14 protein-coding genes and 1 pseudogene are annotated in these 15,462 nt (G+C 62.9%); 1 reads left to right on the top strand and 14 read right to left on the bottom strand.

Going from position 1 to position 15,462, the window contains the following annotated elements; genetic code table 11:
* Positions 1-23: 23 nt before the first annotated feature.
* From IGW03_RS29400 to IGW03_RS29345, 12 genes are all read right to left on the bottom strand, one after another.
* Complete coding sequence (locus tag IGW03_RS29400) at positions 24-1,202, bottom strand: thiolase family protein (protein WP_194726051.1); 1,179 nt, start codon at positions 1,200-1,202, stop codon at positions 24-26.
* Positions 1,199-1,609, bottom strand: coding sequence for a Zn-ribbon domain-containing OB-fold protein (locus tag IGW03_RS29395; RefSeq protein ID WP_438943685.1), 411 nt, complete (start codon positions 1,607-1,609; stop codon positions 1,199-1,201). Before IGW03_RS29395 ends, IGW03_RS29400 begins: the two co-directional genes overlap by 4 nt.
* Positions 1,599-2,441, bottom strand: a complete 843-nt coding sequence (locus tag IGW03_RS29390; RefSeq protein ID WP_194726050.1) for an SDR family oxidoreductase — start codon at positions 2,439-2,441, stop codon at positions 1,599-1,601. Before IGW03_RS29390 ends, IGW03_RS29395 begins: the two co-directional genes overlap by 11 nt.
* 24 nt (positions 2,442-2,465) lie before the next feature.
* Entirely contained in the window at positions 2,466-3,455 is a 990-nt protein-coding gene (locus IGW03_RS29385; RefSeq protein ID WP_228536180.1) for a Bug family tripartite tricarboxylate transporter substrate binding protein, read from the bottom strand.
* Between the two features lie 130 nt (positions 3,456-3,585).
* Positions 3,586-5,253 (bottom strand): long-chain fatty acid--CoA ligase, encoded by a 1,668-nt coding sequence (locus IGW03_RS29380; protein ID WP_194726074.1) that lies wholly within the window; start codon positions 5,251-5,253, stop codon positions 3,586-3,588.
* A gap of 131 nt (positions 5,254-5,384) precedes the next feature.
* Positions 5,385-6,542 carry an acyl-CoA dehydrogenase family protein gene (locus IGW03_RS29375; RefSeq protein ID WP_194726049.1) on the bottom strand — a complete coding sequence of 386 codons (1,158 nt, stop codon included), beginning with the start codon at positions 6,540-6,542 and terminating at the stop codon, positions 5,385-5,387.
* A gap of 72 nt (positions 6,543-6,614) precedes the next feature.
* Positions 6,615-7,439 (bottom strand): SDR family NAD(P)-dependent oxidoreductase, encoded by an 825-nt coding sequence (locus IGW03_RS29370; RefSeq protein WP_194726048.1) that lies wholly within the window; start codon positions 7,437-7,439, stop codon positions 6,615-6,617.
* Positions 7,440-7,471: 32 nt separating this feature from the next.
* The gene (locus IGW03_RS29365) at positions 7,472-7,891 is read right to left on the bottom strand and encodes a MaoC family dehydratase (RefSeq protein ID WP_194726047.1); all 420 of its coding nucleotides are present in this window, start codon (positions 7,889-7,891) and stop codon (positions 7,472-7,474) included.
* 19 nt (positions 7,892-7,910) lie between these two features.
* Positions 7,911-8,354, bottom strand: coding sequence for a MaoC family dehydratase N-terminal domain-containing protein (locus IGW03_RS29360; protein ID WP_194726046.1), 444 nt, complete (start codon positions 8,352-8,354; stop codon positions 7,911-7,913).
* 21 nt (positions 8,355-8,375) lie between these two features.
* Entirely contained in the window at positions 8,376-9,560 is a 1,185-nt protein-coding gene (locus IGW03_RS29355) for a lipid-transfer protein (RefSeq protein ID WP_194726045.1), read from the bottom strand.
* 282 nt (positions 9,561-9,842) lie between these two features.
* Complete coding sequence (locus tag IGW03_RS29350; protein ID WP_194726044.1) at positions 9,843-10,898, bottom strand: AraC family transcriptional regulator; 1,056 nt, start codon at positions 10,896-10,898, stop codon at positions 9,843-9,845.
* 311 nt (positions 10,899-11,209) lie between these two features.
* Positions 11,210-12,373, bottom strand: a complete 1,164-nt coding sequence (locus IGW03_RS29345; protein ID WP_194726043.1) for a CaiB/BaiF CoA transferase family protein — start codon at positions 12,371-12,373, stop codon at positions 11,210-11,212.
* A 245-nt stretch (positions 12,374-12,618) separates the two neighbouring features.
* Here IGW03_RS29345 and IGW03_RS29340 point away from each other — a divergent pair, with 245 nt between their 5' ends.
* The gene (locus tag IGW03_RS29340; RefSeq protein ID WP_194726042.1) at positions 12,619-14,175 is read left to right on the top strand and encodes an acyl-CoA synthetase; all 1,557 of its coding nucleotides are present in this window, start codon (positions 12,619-12,621) and stop codon (positions 14,173-14,175) included.
* A gap of 63 nt (positions 14,176-14,238) precedes the next feature.
* On the opposite strand, the gene IGW03_RS29335 is transcribed toward IGW03_RS29340, so the two are convergent.
* Both IGW03_RS29335 and IGW03_RS29330 read right to left on the bottom strand, forming a co-directional pair.
* Positions 14,239-15,168, bottom strand: a complete 930-nt coding sequence (locus IGW03_RS29335) for an electron transfer flavoprotein subunit alpha/FixB family protein (RefSeq protein ID WP_194726041.1) — start codon at positions 15,166-15,168, stop codon at positions 14,239-14,241.
* Positions 15,169-15,336: 168 nt separating this feature from the next.
* Positions 15,337-15,462, bottom strand: a pseudogene (locus IGW03_RS29330) (electron transfer flavoprotein subunit beta/FixA family protein); the annotation flags it as partial.

Raw genomic sequence — 15,462 nt, 5'->3', positions numbered from 1 at the left:
CTCTCGTTCATTCCGAAAATTTCTTAAAGCGTTTCCTGCGTGCCGAGGATAGCCGTAGCCTGGCTCGACAGCGTACCGCCGTTGCCGTGCGCCAGCGCGATCTTCGCGTCACGGACCTGGCGCTCCCCGCACTCCCCGCGCAGCTGCCGCACCGATTCGATGATGGTGAACACGCCGTACATTCCCGGGTGAACGCAGGACAGGCCGCCGCCGTTGGTGTTGACCGGCAGCCGACCGCCGGGCGCGATCCCGCCGTTTTCCACAAAGGCCGCCGCCTCGCCCTTCTTGCAAAAGCCAAGGTCTTCGAGGAACAGCAGCGTGTTGATGGTAAAGGCATCGTAGAGCTCCACCACGTCGACATCCTTCGCTGTCAGCCCCGCCATCTCGTAGGCCGCCTTGCCGGATTGCGTCGCCGCGGTCACGGTCAGGTCATGCATCGATGACACCTGGCGGTTCCATACCGCCGTGCCGTTGCCAAGCACATACACAGGCTTCTTCTGCAGGTCCCGCGCGCGGTCGGCGCGCACCAGCACATAGGCACCGGCGCCGTCGCTCACCATGCAGCAGTCGCGCACCGACAGCGGGTCTGACACCATGCGCGATTCGAGCACCTGTTCTATCGTCAGCGGATCCCGCATGAAGGCTTCCGGGTTGAGGCGTGCCCAGCCGCGCGCCGCCACCGCCACTTCGGCGAGGTGGCGCCGGGTGGCGCCGAATTCGTGCATGTAGCGCGATGCCACCAGCGCATAGGCCGACAGCGGCAGCATCGGCTCATAAGCCATTTCGTAGGGCTGGGGATCGAGGAAGCGGCGGCTGGCCACCACTTCCTTGCGACCGAAAGTGGCGCTGCGCTGGGCGCTGCCGTAGCACACCAGCACCGCATTGCATTGCCCGGATTGCAAGGCATGGATCGCGGGAAGAAGATGGGCTACAAAGCTGGATCCGCCGAGCATGGTGCTGTCGATGTAATTCGGCCGGATGCCGAGATATTCGATGACCGGCATCGCCCACATGGTGGCGCTCGCGCTGGCCGTACAGATGCCGTCGATGTCGCTCATCTTCAGGCCGGCATCGGCCACCGCTGCCGCTGCGGCGCGGGCCAGCAATTCCATGTCGGTAAAGCCCGGCGCCTCGCCGCAGCCGAAGGTGGCGACGCCGGCAATCGCGGCAGCGCCGCGCAGTTCACGCAATGAGGCGCTCATGGCCGTCCTCCATCATTGTTCAACGGGTCAAACAGCACGATTCCCTTTCCCTGACTGACCTGCACGCGCGCGCGTACCCGATCGCCTATCCTCACCGGCCCTCCGCCCTCGACGCGGCTCATCATCCGCACACCCTCGTCCAGATCGATCAGCGACACGTTGTAATCACCGCCCGCATCGGGCTTGCGGCGCACCGTGGTCACCGCATGCACGGTGCCGGTGCCGGCCGGCGCGACCCACTTGAGTGCCACACCGCCGCAGTGCGGGCAGAGTTCGCGCGGGTAGAACACATGCCGCCGGCAGTCGCTGCAATGCTGAATCATGAAGGCTCCGTCATCGAGCCGCTTCTGGTATGCGGCTTCCACGCCGCTCTCATTCATCCCTGGCCTGCCGTCATCATGCGCCATGCTCTGCTCCTGTGCGCGCAGCCGTCCGTGCCGCTACGCTTGCCTTGTAGGTTTCCCGATAATCCCTGCCGCCCAGCAGGGAGCTGCCGCCGTCGACCGGAATGACCGCTCCGGTCACGAAGCTGGCCAGACCGGACGACAGGACCAGCGCCATGTCGGCCACTTCCTTGCGGGTGCCCATCCTGCCCAGCGGAATCGTTTCTTCCATCGCCCTGCGGGTTTCCTCGGTCGGGGCGAGACGCCGTATGCCCTCGGTGTCGCCGATGGGACCGGGGACGATGGAATTGACGCGGATGCCGTCGCCGCCCCATTCGATCGCCAGCACCCTCGTCAGCATGTCGACGCCCGCCTTGGCCGCGCAGGCATGCGCCTGGAAAATGGTGGGGTTGAAGGACTGCGGCGCGGAAATGTTGATGACCGACGCGCCGGGCTTGCGCAGGTACTGGTGCGCCTGGCGCAGCACGTTGAAGGTGCCCAGCAGGTCGATGTCGACCACGGTCTTGAACGCGTTCGGCGACATGTCGAGTGCCGGCGAGACGAAGTTGCCGGCGGCGCCCGACACCAGCACGTCGAAGTCGCCGAGACGCGCATGGGCTGCTTCCAGTGCGGCAACGACGGCGGCAGGATCGCGCACGTCGCCGGCGAATCCGCACGCGATCCCGCCATGCCGCGAGAGATGTGCGGCGGCGGTGTCGACCCGGTCCTGTGAACGGCTCATGATGGCAACTTTGGCGCCGCGCTGCGCAAACGCATCGGCGATACCGAGATTGATGCCGCTGCTGCCTCCCGCAATGAATACGGCGCGGTCCTTGAACTCCAGAATCTCCTGCATGGGGACTTGCTCCTGTATATGGAATTACTCGATGGCGATTTTCGATTCCTTGATGACATTGCCCCAGATGGCCGAATCGCTCTTCATGATCTGGCTGAACTCGTCGGCCTTCTCTCCGCCGGCCTGCAGGCCGAGCGCCTCGATCCTGGCGGTGCCTTCGGGGCTGCGCACCATCTTCGAAATGTCTTCCGACAGCCGGTTGACAATCTCCTTGGGCGTGGCCGCAGGTACGAAGACGCCGAACCAGCCGTAGGGCTCGAAGGACTTGTATCCGAGTTCGGTCATGGTGGGCACGTCCGGAAGGATCTTGAAGCGCTGGGCGCCGGTCACGGCCAGCACCTTCACCTTGCCAGAACCGAGATGGCTGCGTATCGAGGCGACGTCGACGAAGGCGGAAGTCACCTGGCCGCCGAGCAGGTCGGCCACCAGCGGCGCCGCGCCCTTGTAGGGCACATGCATCAGGTCGGTGCCGGTCTGCGCCTTGAGCATCTCGCCGTGGATATGCGACGAGGTCGCGTTGCCGTAGGAGCCGTAGTTGTACTTGCCGGGATTGGCCTTCACCAGCGCGAGGAATTCCTTGAGGTTGCTGGCGGGATTGGACGCCGGCACCACGAACAGGTCGGCCGAGCGGGCCAGCAGGGCGACCGGCTGGAAAGCCTTGAAGGGATCGAACGGCATCTTCGCGTACAGGAAAGGCGCCTGGATCATCGCGGTGATGCCGATCAGTACGGTATGTCCGTCAGGCGCCGACTTGGCGACCATGTCGCTGCCGATGTTGCCGCTGGCGCCGGGTCGGTTGTCGACGATCACCGTCTGCTTCAGCGCGCTTTCCAGATGGTTCGCGGTCATCCTTCCGAGGGTATCGGTCGCGCCGCCTGCAGGATAAGGCACGACCACCTTGATCGTCTTTTCCGGATAGCTCTTCACGCCCTGGGCATGAACCGCCCCCAGCGAAAGCATGAGCGTGCCGATCAGCACGCTTGCACGGGCGAATTTGCCGTTCATCAATGTCATTGCCGTCTCCATGTCGTTGTTTGTTTTGGGCCGCCGTTGTGGCGCCGTCGATTCATGTATGCCACTGCAATATCGCCCATCCCTGCACGCTCGACAATTTGCATTTGCGGAAGCACCGCTTTGGCTGGAATTAATGCACGCCGCTTTCCCGTTCCTGCAGCTCCCGCCAGAGGATCTTTCCAGTGCTGGACTTGGGCAGGCTGTCGACGAATTCGATCGAGCGCGGCACCTTGTAGGCCGCCATCTGCTCGCGGCACCAGGAAATGATGTCGTCTTCCCCGATGCTGCCGCGGCTTTCCGGCTTGATCACCAGCACCGCCTTGACCGCTTCGCCGCGCCGCTCGTCCGGCGTGCTGATGATGCAGGCCTCGTGCACGCAGGGATGGGAATACATCATGTTCTCGACCTCGGCCGGCCATACCTTGTAGCCGGACACGTTGATCATGCGTTTCAATCGGTCGCACATGAAGAAATAGCCTTCCTCGTCCACGTATCCAAGATCGCCGGTACGGATAAAGTTCTTGCCGTCGAGTTCCACGAATACCTGCGCGGTGGCGCGTTCGTTGTTCCAGTAGCCTTTCATCAGCTGCGGGCCGTGGGTGATGATTTCCCCCACTTCGCCCGGCGCCATTTCCTTGAGCGTCGCCGGATCGACAATGCGCGAGTCGACGCCGAAGAGCGGCATGCCCAGGCATTGCCGCTTCGGGCGGTACAGCGGATTGGTATGCGTGCCCGAGGCGGTCTCGGTCATGCCGTAGCCTTCGATGTATTCGAGGCCGAATTTTTCCCGCAGCAGCGTGGCGACCGCTTCCGGCATCGCCGCGCCGCCGCCGGTGATCAGGCTCAGGCTCGACAGGTCGTAGCGGTCGATGTCGGGATTGGCGAAGAAATCGAGCAGCATCGCCGGCGGCGCCGCCCAGACGGTGCCGCGGTAGCGGCTGATCAGCGAGGCCGCATTGTCACGGTCCCAGCGCGTGAGCAGCAGCGCGGTCGAGCCGAGAAGTATCGGAATGTTCATACCGTTCTGCATGCCCAGCAGATGGAAGGCAGGCGCGACGCTGACGAATACCGACGCCGGAGACAGCTGGCGCCATACCTGGGTGAAGGCCATCACCGCCATCACGCTGCCATGGGTATGCACACAGCCCTTGGGCAGGCCGGTGGTGCCGGAGGTATAGGGCAGCAGGCAGAAATCGTCCTTGCCGGCAAGATGTTCGCCCGGCACGCAGGCTGCGGCAAGCGCATCGTTCCACCGCACCACGCCCTTGCCTTCAATGCCGAGATCCGGCTGCAGCAAGGGTTCGGGCACCGACATGCCGGTCTTCTCGCGCAGGAAGTCGCCGTAGCGGAGCACCAGCACATGCCCGAGTCCGCCGAGTCCATCGTCGCGCATGCAGGGCGCGACCGACTTGTAGAGCTCCTGGGCCACGATGGCGGCCTTTGCGCCGGAGTCGGAGACGTAGTGTTCCAGTTCGCGGGCGGTGCTCATCGCATTGACCGGAACGACCACCGCATCCGCGCGCAGGATGGCATAGTAGGCAATCACGAATTGCGGACAGTTCTGGCTCATCAGCAGAACCCGGTCGCCCTTGCCTATGCCCATGCGCTGCTGAAGGTAACCCGCCAGCGCGTCGGCCTTTTCCTTCAGTTCGGCATAGGTGACGATGGTGTCGTAGAAGACGATCGCCGGCTTTTCGGGATACCTGCGCGCCGCCGCTTCCAGGTTGTAGTAGAGGCTGGTCTCGGGCACCTCCAGCGTCCTGGGGAAGCCCTTCGGCCAAAATCGATGATGCAGCATAGACACGATAGAGTCTCCAGTTACCGTGCATTCTCGTCATCGGCCTGCCATCCCAAAGGGCTACGGCAAGCCTGCCAGTGAATCTGCTACTTGTCTGTTACTGCCTGCAGCCGGAGCTGCAGCCGCGTTTGTCATTCACGCTCGATGGCCCGTGCAATCACTTCCTTCATGATCTCATTGGAACCGCCGTAAATCTTTCCGACGCGGCAATCCGCATACATGCGCGCAATCGGATATTCGAGCATGTAGCCGTAGCCGCCATGAAGCTGCAGGCATTCATCGATCACCTGGCAGTTCATCTGCGTGGTCCACCATTTCGCCATCGCCGCCGTCTGCACGTCCAGCTTTCCCGCCATCAGCTGCACGACGCATTGGTCGACGAAGGTCTGAGCGATGGTGGCCGTGGTTTTGCATTCGGCCAGCTTGAAGCGGGTGTTCTGCAGTGCAATCAGCGGCTTGCCGAAGGCTTCGCGCTGGCGCACATAATCCGCGGTCTCCTGCACCGCCCGCTGCATGACGGCCACCGCGCCGATGGCGATCAGCAGGCGTTCCTGAGGCAGTTGCTCCATCAGCTGTGCAAAGCCTCGTCCCTCTTCCTGCCCGAGCAGATTTTCCGCCGGCACGCGCACGTCATCGAAGAACAGCTCGACCGTATCCTGCCCGCGCTGGCCGATCTTTTCCAGGAATCGGCCGCGCCTAAAGCCCTTGAGATCGCGTGTTTCCAGCATCAGCAGCGAGACGCCGCGCCCCTTTGCCTGCGGATCGGTCTTGACTGCCACGCAAATGAGGTCCGCATGGTAGCCGTTGGTGATGAAGGTCTTGCCGCCGTTGATTACATACTCATTGCCATCACGGATGGCAGTGGTCTTGATGCTCTGCAGATCGGAACCAGCCGAAGGCTCGGTCATGGCAATGGCACCGACCATCTCGCCGCTCGCCATCTTCGGCAGCCAGCGGTGCTTCTGTTCCTCGGTGCCGTAGCGCAGGATGTAATGCGCCAGGATGCCGCTGTGCACGTTCAGGCTGAAGCTGTTCGACAATGCGCGGTTCTGCTCGATGCAGATCACCGCCTCGTGGAGAAAATCACCGCCGCCGCCGCCGTATTCCTCGGGGATGCTGGCACACAGCATGCCGATCTCGCCGGCCTTGCGCCACACCTCGCGGTCGGGATGATGCTGGGCCCGCCATTTGTCTTCGTGGGGAACGACTTCATTTTCGAAGAACCTGCGGATATTGTCCCGGAAGAGTTCCAGGTCCGGGGTCATCCATGGGAAAGTAGAGATGCTCATGCAAGTGGCCGGGTTGACTGGTTTCGGTTTCGCCCCGGCTATGCCGGGGCGGATGCCATCGGAACGCGTGACTTACGGGCGTCCGCCGCCGCAGACCAGCACCTGGCCGCTGACATAGTTGGACTCGGGAATGCAGAACATGAACACCGCGCCGGCGGCCTCCTCCGGGGTGCCCGCGCGGCCTACCGGAATCAGCGCTTCCGCATTCTTCAGCACCTGCGGATTGACGCCGACCTTGATCTTGCGGCCTTCGATGTCGATGCTGGCATCCGCGTCCGCCGCGGCTTCGGTCAGACGGGTCTTGATCAGGCCGAATGCGACGCTGTTGACGTTCACCTTGTAACGGCCCCACTCCTTGGCCAGCGCCTTGGTCAGGCCGTTGATGCCCGCCTTGGCTGCCGCGTAGTTGGCCTGCCCTGCATTGCCCATGACGCCGGAGGTCGAGGAGATGTTGACCACCTTGCGGAAGACTTCCTGGCCGGCTTCGGCTTCCTGCTTCGCCGCGCTGCGAATGAAGTCCGACGCGGCGCGCAGGATCCGGAAAGGCGCGGTCAGATGCACCTGCATGATCGCATCCCACTGCTCGTCGGTCATCTTCTGGATAACGTTGTCCCAGGTGTAGCCGGCGTTGTTGACGATGATGTCGAGTCCGCCGAAACCATCGACAGCCGTGGCAACGAAGCGGCTGCCGAAATCGGCATCGGTCACGCTGCCCACGCAGGCGATCGCCTTGCCGCCGGCTGCGCGGATGACTTCCACGGTTTCTTCCGCCGGTGCGGCGTCGAGATCGTTGACCACCACGCTCGCGCCTTCGCTGGCGAGCTTGAGTGCGATTTCACGGCCGATGCCGCGGCCGGAGCCGGATACGATTGCCACCTTGCCTTCGAGTTTCTTCATGATGTCTCCTGATCCTGTATGAGCTGTATTGGTTATGCGAGGGCGACGACGGCATCGCCCTTGAGCTTGATTTCACCGTTCTGGTTGACGGTCGTCAGCTCTATCCGTATCCGCTTCTCGCCATCCTGCTCGAACTTTTCCACTACCTTGCCGCTGCAGGTCACCGCATCGTCCACATGCGTGATGGCGGCAAAGCGCACGCCGTAGCTGCGCAGGCGCTCCTGGGGCGCATAGTTGGTCAGCAGGCGGCCGAGATAAGCCATGGACAGCATGCCGTGCGCAAACACATCCGGCATGCCGGCCTTGCGGGCGAAATCGATGTCCACGTGGATAGGGTTGTGGTCCCCGGACGCGCCGCAATACAGCGCGAGCGCTTGCCGGCTGATCGGCGCGGTGGTGTACGGGGTGATTTCATCTCCCACCCGCACGGCGTCGAATGTCATTCTGTCCATTGTCGTCCCTTTTGCAGACTTACACGTTGCGCACCACGGTCACCCCGCGCAGTTCGGCGACAAGCGCGCCGTCCTGATTGGTCACCCGCGTATCGCGCACCACGAATTCAAGCGCACCGTTCTTCTTGTCGTAGATATCGGAGATGCGCTGCTCGAAGCTCAGGCGGTCACCGGCATAGGCCATCGCGTGATAGGTAAAGCTCTGCTCGCCGTGCAGCACCTTGCCGATATCGATGCCCAGCAGTTCCCGCACCGCAGCAGGATTGGGCGCATCCATTTCAAGGCAGAAAAGAAACGTCGGCGGCACCGGCAGCGCCGGATGACCGGCCTCGCGCGCGGCCGCCTCGTCGGTGTAGACCGGGTCGGCCTGGCCGATGGCCTTGGAGAAGAAGCGCAGGCGCCCCTTCTCGACATCCACCGTGTAGCGCGGCATCACATGCCCGATATGGCTCCTGTCGATCATGATTTCGCCTCCCTATTCCGCTTACGCCGCCTGATACATGGTGACCACGCAAGCACCGCCGAGGCCGAGGTTGTGCTGCAGCGCGATGCGTGCACCTTCCACCTGGCGCTGGTCGGCCTGTCCGCGCAGCTGCCATACGAGTTCCGCGCACTGGGCCAGACCGGTGGCGCCAAGCGGATGCCCCTTCGACAAAAGACCGCCCGATGGATTGGTCACAACCTTGCCGCCGTAGGTATTGTCGCCGTCGAGAATGAATTTCTCCGCGGTGCCTTCAGCCGTCAGGCCGAGTCCTTCATAGGTGATCAGTTCATTGGCGGTGAAGCAGTCGTGCAGTTCGACCACGTCCACGTCCTCGGGACCCACTCCTGCGGCTTCATAAACCCTGCCTGCAGCCGCAGCGGTCATGTCGTAGCCGACCACACGGCGCATGTCGCCGGAATGGAAGGTGCTGGGGGTGTCGGTCGTCATGGCTTGCGCGGCAATGAACACGCGTGTATCCAGTCCATGCTTCTTCGCAAATTCTTCCGACGCCAGGATGGCGGCGGCCGAACCGCAGGTCGGCGGGCAGCATTGCAGGCGAGTAAGCGGATCGAACACTTTGGGCGCCGCCATGACTTCGTCGAGCGTCACGGTCTGGCGGAAGATTGCCAGCGGATTGCGCGCGGCATGCTGGCGTGCTTTGACCGAAATGCGGGCGAAGGTCTCGGCCTTGGTGCCGAAGCGTTCCATGTGTGCGCGTCCCGCGCCGCCGAAGAATTGCGCGGCGCGCGGCGTGCCGTCCTGGTAACCCTGCACTTCCGTCATCGAGTCGATGAAGCGCGACATCGGCGAGGGGCGGTCGTCATAGGCGCCCTTCAGCGCGCCGGGATTCATCTGGTCGAAGCCGAGCACCAGCACGCATTCCGCCGCGCCGCTTTCGATCGCCTGGCGTCCGAGGAACAATGCGGAAGACCCGCTGGAGCAGTTGTTGTTGACGTTGAAAACCGGAATGCCGCTCAGGCCCACGCCGTACACCGCCGCCTGGCCGGAGGTGGAGTCGCCGTAGACATAGCCGCAATAGGCTTGCTCGACGAGATTGAAATCCATGCGCGCATCTTCGAGCGCCTGCTTCGCGGCGCGTGCGCCCATGACGTGATAAGGCTCGCTTGCGCCAGGCTTGGTGAACGGGATCATGCCCACACCGACTACATGTACTTTTCGGCTCACTGCGGATTCTCCTCTCGAAATTGATCTGGTGTCGCGATATGCGTAGAGTGCCTGCGTGCGCCAGGGCGAACAATGGCGTACGGCGACAAAATGCATTGGCTAAAAATCTCAGCCCGTCGCTTGTACGAAGAATGCAGACGGCATGACGGTCGCAGGCATGGTCATGCCGGCGATGGAAGAATGCTGGAAGTTAACGATTGGAAGCACGGCCGCTGCCGTTGCTACTGCTTACTTGCGATCACATGCCGTTACATCGGCACCGGCGCGCACGGAAGCGTTGAATCAGAGTTCGGCGGACGACGTTCCGGCATGCCGGCCGGCCGGAGCATGCAGACGCGTATTGCGGTATTCGCCGGGGGCGACGCCGGTCCATTTCTTGAAGGCGCGGTGGAAGGTGCTCGGCTCGGAAAAGCCGACCATGTTGGCGATTTCGATCAGCGTCAGGTCCGGCCGCGACAGGTACTCGATCGCCGCATCGCGCCGCAGATCATCCTTGATCGCCTGATAGCCCTGGCCTTCGTCCTGCAGGCGCCGCCGCAAGGTCTGCGGCGTCACGCCGAGCGATTTGCTCACCTCCTCCAGCGAAAGCATCTCGCCTTCGAGATGGCGCCGCAGGATGCGCCTGATGCGTTCGGTCACATTCGCATGATCACGATATTTCACCAGCAGGCTGGCCGGCGCCTGCTCCAGGAATTCCTCGACGCTCTGCGCATTCTGCACGACCGGGAGATCGAGCCATCGTTTTTCGAACCGGAATCCCACCTGGTTGTCCTGATAGCGCACAGGCGCCTGGAAAACCTTGAACGCATCGGAGGACAGGTTTTCGTCCAGATTGCAGTAATCCACCCATTGCAGCGGTATGCGCCTGGCCACCATCCAGCAGGCGAGACCGAAGGTAAAGAACATGAAGGTGCGCTCGACGTAGCGCAGTTTCGCATTCCGCTCGGCGCGCGCCTGGAGAACGACGTGTGCGATGTCGCCTTCGATGCGCAGGCGCGGCACAATGTCCTGGAGGACCAAATGATAGAAGCGGAAACCCTCGACAAGCACTTCATGCAGCGTACGGCAATGGACCAGCGCGCGGCAGTTGCGCGCGAAAGTGCCTATCTTTACGGGATGCGAGCAAAGGCCCCAGAGCTCGTCCTGGGTGACGCGGGTCAGGGTACGGATGAGCGAGGTGTATTGCGACTGGGATACGCGCGACAACGGTGAGTCAAGCAGCGCCGGCGAGATATCCGAGCGGCGCAGAATGTCGGCAACGTCTCTTCCCTGCTCGCGCACGCCCTGCAGTATCTGCTCGACCTGGGCAATCGCAATGGTGTTGTGGGTAACCGTCATGTTCGTCGAAAACCTGGGCAACCGTTTTTGCTTTGGAAACCACAGTGTATACGATCGCCCGGCACATGGCTGCATGGCAAGTTCTTTCCTGGGCTATACCGGGAGCATTCTCCTGGAGCACTTCCGGCAGAATCTGTGCAGGACTGCTTTCCTGCATCTGGAAAGCCAAGGATTGCCGAAATGCCGAAGTAGAACAATTCGTTTTTTGCAAAGCGAGCGTTCAGCGCTGATTAAGTGCAGGTCGTGTGACCGGCATCCGATGCAATGGAGAAATCGTTCTTCAATGCAATTCGTTCGCCGCAAAACGGGGTTCAGAGTACTGCCCGGCTTTCCCTCATCGATACGATGCTTTCTTCCGAATAACCGGCTTCGCGCAGGACTTCCAGCGTATGTTCGCCGGGGGCCGGCGCCTGCCGTTCCACTGCAAAGCGGAAGCCGCTCATCTTCACGGGAAAGCCGACGTGCGTGAGCGGCCCAAGCTGCGGATGGGTGGTTTCATGCACCATGTCGCGCGCACGGAAGTGCGCATGCTGCAGGGTTTCCTCCAGCTTCAGCACGGGCGTGACGCAGCAGTCCGCATCCTTCAGTTTCTCCTGCCACTCCTCGAGAGTGAGAGAAGCCACGATGGCGGCGACTTCCCTGCGTACTTGCTGCGACTGCTCCGGCGCGGCATGGCGGTCGAAGGATTTCAGGTCCGGCCTGCCGATGACCTCGCAGAACTGTTCCCAGAACTTCGGCTCCAGCGCGGCCACCGCCAGCACCCGGCCATCGCGCGTGCGGTACGGCGAGTAATTGTGGAGGCCGCCGGATATGCTGTCTGCGCCGGCGGGGCGGGCCCGTCCCTCGCTGTTGACCCGGGCCAGCGGCAGCACGGCATGCGCGAGCGTGCCGTCGCTGATGGCGACGTCGAGGTAGCGGCCGCGTCCGGTACGGGCGGAATCGAACAGCGCCGCCAGGATGCCCATCACGGAAGTCAGCGTGCCGCCCATGAGATCGGCAATCGGCAGGTTGGACAGCGCAAGTGTCGACTCGCCGCTGCCGACCTGGTCCGCCGCGCCGGCATAGCCTGCGTAATTCATGTCGTGGCCGGCGAGATCGCGGAATGGCCCGGTCTGCCCGTAACCCGTGATGCTGCAATACACGATGCCCGGATTGATCGCCGAGACGTGCTGATACCCGATGCCCAGCCTGTCGACAATGCCGGGGCGGAAGCCTTCCACGATGATGTCGGCAGTCCTGGCCAGTTCCAGGAAGACCTGCACTGCAGCCGGCTGCTTGAGGTCGAGGCGGATGCCGCGCTTGTTGCGGTTGACCAGCGCCTTGACCGGGGCGGCGGTGTAATCGCCGGCGCCCGTATCTTCGATCTTGATCACATCCGCGCCCATGTCGGCCAGATGCTGGGTGCACACCGGCCCGGGCAGCAATCGGGTCAGGTCAAGAACTTTCACGCCTTGCAGCGGCGGCCGGTTCGTCATGCTTGTCTCCCTTTCTATACGCACTGGATGCATCGATTCTATGGGTGCATGCGGATGCGGCCAATGGCAGGATGCTTGAATTGCCGATGGCATAAATGCTCAGCGAGGCCGCCGCTGGCAACTTTGGCCAATGGCGTTGGAAAGAAACGCCATTGCAGCGGCCCTCTACGCGGGCCATTATTCCTGCATCCGGCGGACCATCACCTGCGAAAGCAAGGATCGCAAAACAAAAGGAGACCACAGGCATGTACCTGACACAGGGATTGCACCGATCGCTGCAGAACCATCCTGAACGCATCGCCACCATCTTCGGGGAAAGACAGCAGTCGTTCCGGCGGATGGCGGACCGGGTGGCTCGCATGGCGGGCGCGCTCAAGCGCCTTGGCGTCGGCCGCGGCGACCGGGTCGCGATGCTGGCATTGAATTCGGATCGCTATGTCGAGTATTTCCAGGCGGTCTGGTGGGCCGGCGCGGCAGCCAATCCGGTCAACACGCGCTGGAGCGTCAATGAGATTGCCTATTCTCTGAAAGACTGCGGCAGTCATGTATTGATCGTGGACGACCAGTTTCTGCCGATGGTCGATGCGATCCGCGAGCAGGCTCCCTGCGTGCGGACCGTCATCCATGCAGGCGATGCCCCCGCTCCGCAGGGCATGCCCGCCTGGGAAGACCTGATTTCATCCAATAAGCCCGAGCCGGATGCGATGTCGGATGGCATGGATCTGGCCGCCGTCATGTATACCGGAGGCACCACCGGCTTTCCCAAGGGGGTGATGCTCAGCCATGACAACTTCTGGATATCGTCGATCGCCCGCATGGCGGAGATGGGCGGCCAGCCGGGCTGCGTCTCTCTCATCGCCACGCCGCTCTTCCATGTCGGCGGCGCGGGCCGCCTCGCCGGCCAGTCCATCAGCGGCAACACCATCGTCATCCTGCCCTCGTTCACGCCCGAGTCCGTGCTGCAGGCGGTAGAGCAGCATGGCATTACCGATTTGATGCTCGTGCCGACCATGCTGCAGATGCTGCTCGATCATCCGCAGTTCGAGCGCAGCAAGATGGCGACCGTCAGGCGCATCAGTTATGGCGCATCTCCAATCCCTCTGCCATTGCTGGAACGCACCCTCGACCTGTTTCCCGGCGTGGAATTCGCAAGCGCCTTCGGCATGACGGAAACGGCGGCATCGGTATGCGGCAACCCGCCGGCCAACCACGGCCCTGAGGCGAGGAAGAGCGGCCTGGTGCGCTCGGTCGGCCGCGCCGGCTTCGCCTGCGAAATCAAGGTGGTCGACGCCGAGAACCGCGAGCTGCCGCGCGGCACGGTCGGTGAAATCATCATTCGCGGCGGCTGCGTGATGCTCGGCTACTGGAACAAGCCGGAAGAAACCGCCGCCGCCTTGCGCGACGGCTGGCTGCACAGCGGCGACGGCGGCTATATCGATGACGATGGCCATCTCTACATCGTCGACCGCATCAAGGACATGATCGTGACCGGGGGCGAGAACGTGTACTCTGCCGAAGTCGAAAACGTGCTTGCCCGCCATCCTGCAGTGTCGGTGTGCGCTGTGATCGGCATACCCAGCCAGCAATGGGGAGAGGCCGTGCATGCGGTGGTGGTGCTCAAGCCCGGCATGCAGGCCGGCGAGGACGAACTGCGCATGCACTGCCGTAGCTGGCTTGCGGGTTACAAGTCGCCGAAGAGCATCGAGTTCCGCGACGCGATGCCGCTGTCGGCCGCCGGCAAGGTGGTCAAGACCAGGCTGCGCGAGCCCTACTGGCGCGGCATGGCAAGCAATGTGAATTGAAGGGGTTGTTCAAGGCAGTACGCTTGATGAAGCGTACTGCCTTTTTGTATTGCGCATCAGCCCTCAGCCCAGTTCCTTGGTCAGCTGCGGGACGAGTTCGAACAGGTCGCCGACGATGCCGTAATCCGCCACCGAGAAGATCGGCGCTTCCGGATCCTTGTTGATCGCCACGATTGTCTTCGAATCCTTCATGCCCGCCAGGTGCTGGATCGCGCCCGAGATGCCCACCGCGATGTACAGCTGCGGCGCCACGATCTTGCCGGTCTGGCCCACCTGCCAGTCGTTCGGCACGAAGCCCGCATCCACCGCCGCGCGCGAGGCGCCCATCGCTGCGCCCAGCTTGTCGGCCAGCGGCTCGAGGATCTTGAAGTTGTCGCCAGAGCCCATGCCGCGGCCACCGGAGACGATCACCTTGGCGGCGGTCAGCTCGGGGCGGTCGGACTTGGCCACTTCGCGCGACACGAACGCGGACTTGCCGGAATCGGCTACCGCAGTGATGGTTTCCACTGCGGCGCTGCCGCCTGTGGCTGCGGCATCGAAGCCGGTGCCGCGCACGGTGATGACCTTGACCGGATCGGCCGACTGCACGGTGGCAATCGCATTGCCGGCATAGATCGGACGCTCGAAGGTATCGGGCGAGACCACCCTGGTGATTTCCGAGACCTGGCTCACGTCCAGCTTGGCGGCCACGCGCGGCAGGATGTTCTTGCCGTAGGCAGTGGCCGGAGCGAGGATGTGCGAGTAGGAGGAGGCGATGGCCAGCGCCTGCTCGGCGACGTTTTCGGCCAGACCGTCGGCGAAGTGCGGCGCATCGGCAACCAGCACCTTGGATACGCCGGCGATTTTCGACGCGGCTTCGGCGGCTGCGCCGCAGTTGGCGCCGGCAACCAGCATATGGACGTCGCCGCCGCAGGCAGCCGCCGCGGTGACGGTATTGAGGGTGCTGCCCTTCAGGGAAGCGTTGTCGTGTTCAGCAATGACGAGTGCGGTCATGGTGGAATTCCGTATTTGAAAGAGTGGGGTCCTGTTCGCATTCAATGAATCCCCTCTCCCGCAAGCGGGAGAGGGGCCAGGGGTGAGGGCGGTGTTAAAACCGCAGTAGGCATTGCAATCCCCCTCATCCCCGACCCTTCTCCCGCCTGCGGGAGAAGGGAGCAGGACTTAGATAACCTTCGCTTCGTTCTTGAGCTTGGAAACCAGCTCTTCCACGCTCTTGACCACGATGCCGGCCGAGCGCTTCGGCGGCTCGGACACTTTCAGCGTCTTCAGGCGCGGCGCCACGTCCAC

It is taken from the genome of Noviherbaspirillum malthae (assembly GCF_015352985.1).
Taxonomy (GTDB): Bacteria; Pseudomonadota; Gammaproteobacteria; order Burkholderiales; family Burkholderiaceae_D; genus Noviherbaspirillum; species Noviherbaspirillum malthae.
This window is presented reverse-complemented; position numbering and strand designations above follow the sequence as displayed.

Coding starts and splice junctions, on each gene's coding strand:
- IGW03_RS29400 (WP_194726051.1), bottom strand. CDS start 1,202: ATGAGCGCCTCATTGCGTGAACTGCGCGGCGCTGCCGCGATTGCCGGC.
- IGW03_RS29395 (WP_438943685.1), bottom strand. CDS start 1,609: ATGGCGCATGATGACGGCAGGCCAGGGATGAATGAGAGCGGCGTGGAA.
- IGW03_RS29390 (WP_194726050.1), bottom strand. CDS start 2,441: ATGCAGGAGATTCTGGAGTTCAAGGACCGCGCCGTATTCATTGCGGGA.
- IGW03_RS29385 (WP_228536180.1), bottom strand. CDS start 3,455: ATGACATTGATGAACGGCAAATTCGCCCGTGCAAGCGTGCTGATCGGC.
- IGW03_RS29380 (WP_194726074.1), bottom strand. CDS start 5,253: ATGCTGCATCATCGATTTTGGCCGAAGGGCTTCCCCAGGACGCTGGAG.
- IGW03_RS29375 (WP_194726049.1), bottom strand. CDS start 6,542: ATGAGCATCTCTACTTTCCCATGGATGACCCCGGACCTGGAACTCTTC.
- IGW03_RS29370 (WP_194726048.1), bottom strand. CDS start 7,439: ATGAAGAAACTCGAAGGCAAGGTGGCAATCGTATCCGGCTCCGGCCGC.
- IGW03_RS29365 (WP_194726047.1), bottom strand. CDS start 7,891: ATGGACAGAATGACATTCGACGCCGTGCGGGTGGGAGATGAAATCACC.
- IGW03_RS29360 (WP_194726046.1), bottom strand. CDS start 8,354: ATGATCGACAGGAGCCATATCGGGCATGTGATGCCGCGCTACACGGTG.
- IGW03_RS29350 (WP_194726044.1), bottom strand. CDS start 10,898: ATGACGGTTACCCACAACACCATTGCGATTGCCCAGGTCGAGCAGATA.
- IGW03_RS29345 (WP_194726043.1), bottom strand. CDS start 12,373: ATGACGAACCGGCCGCCGCTGCAAGGCGTGAAAGTTCTTGACCTGACC.
- IGW03_RS29340 (WP_194726042.1), top strand. CDS start 12,619: ATGTACCTGACACAGGGATTGCACCGATCGCTGCAGAACCATCCTGAA.
- IGW03_RS29335 (WP_194726041.1), bottom strand. CDS start 15,168: ATGACCGCACTCGTCATTGCTGAACACGACAACGCTTCCCTGAAGGGC.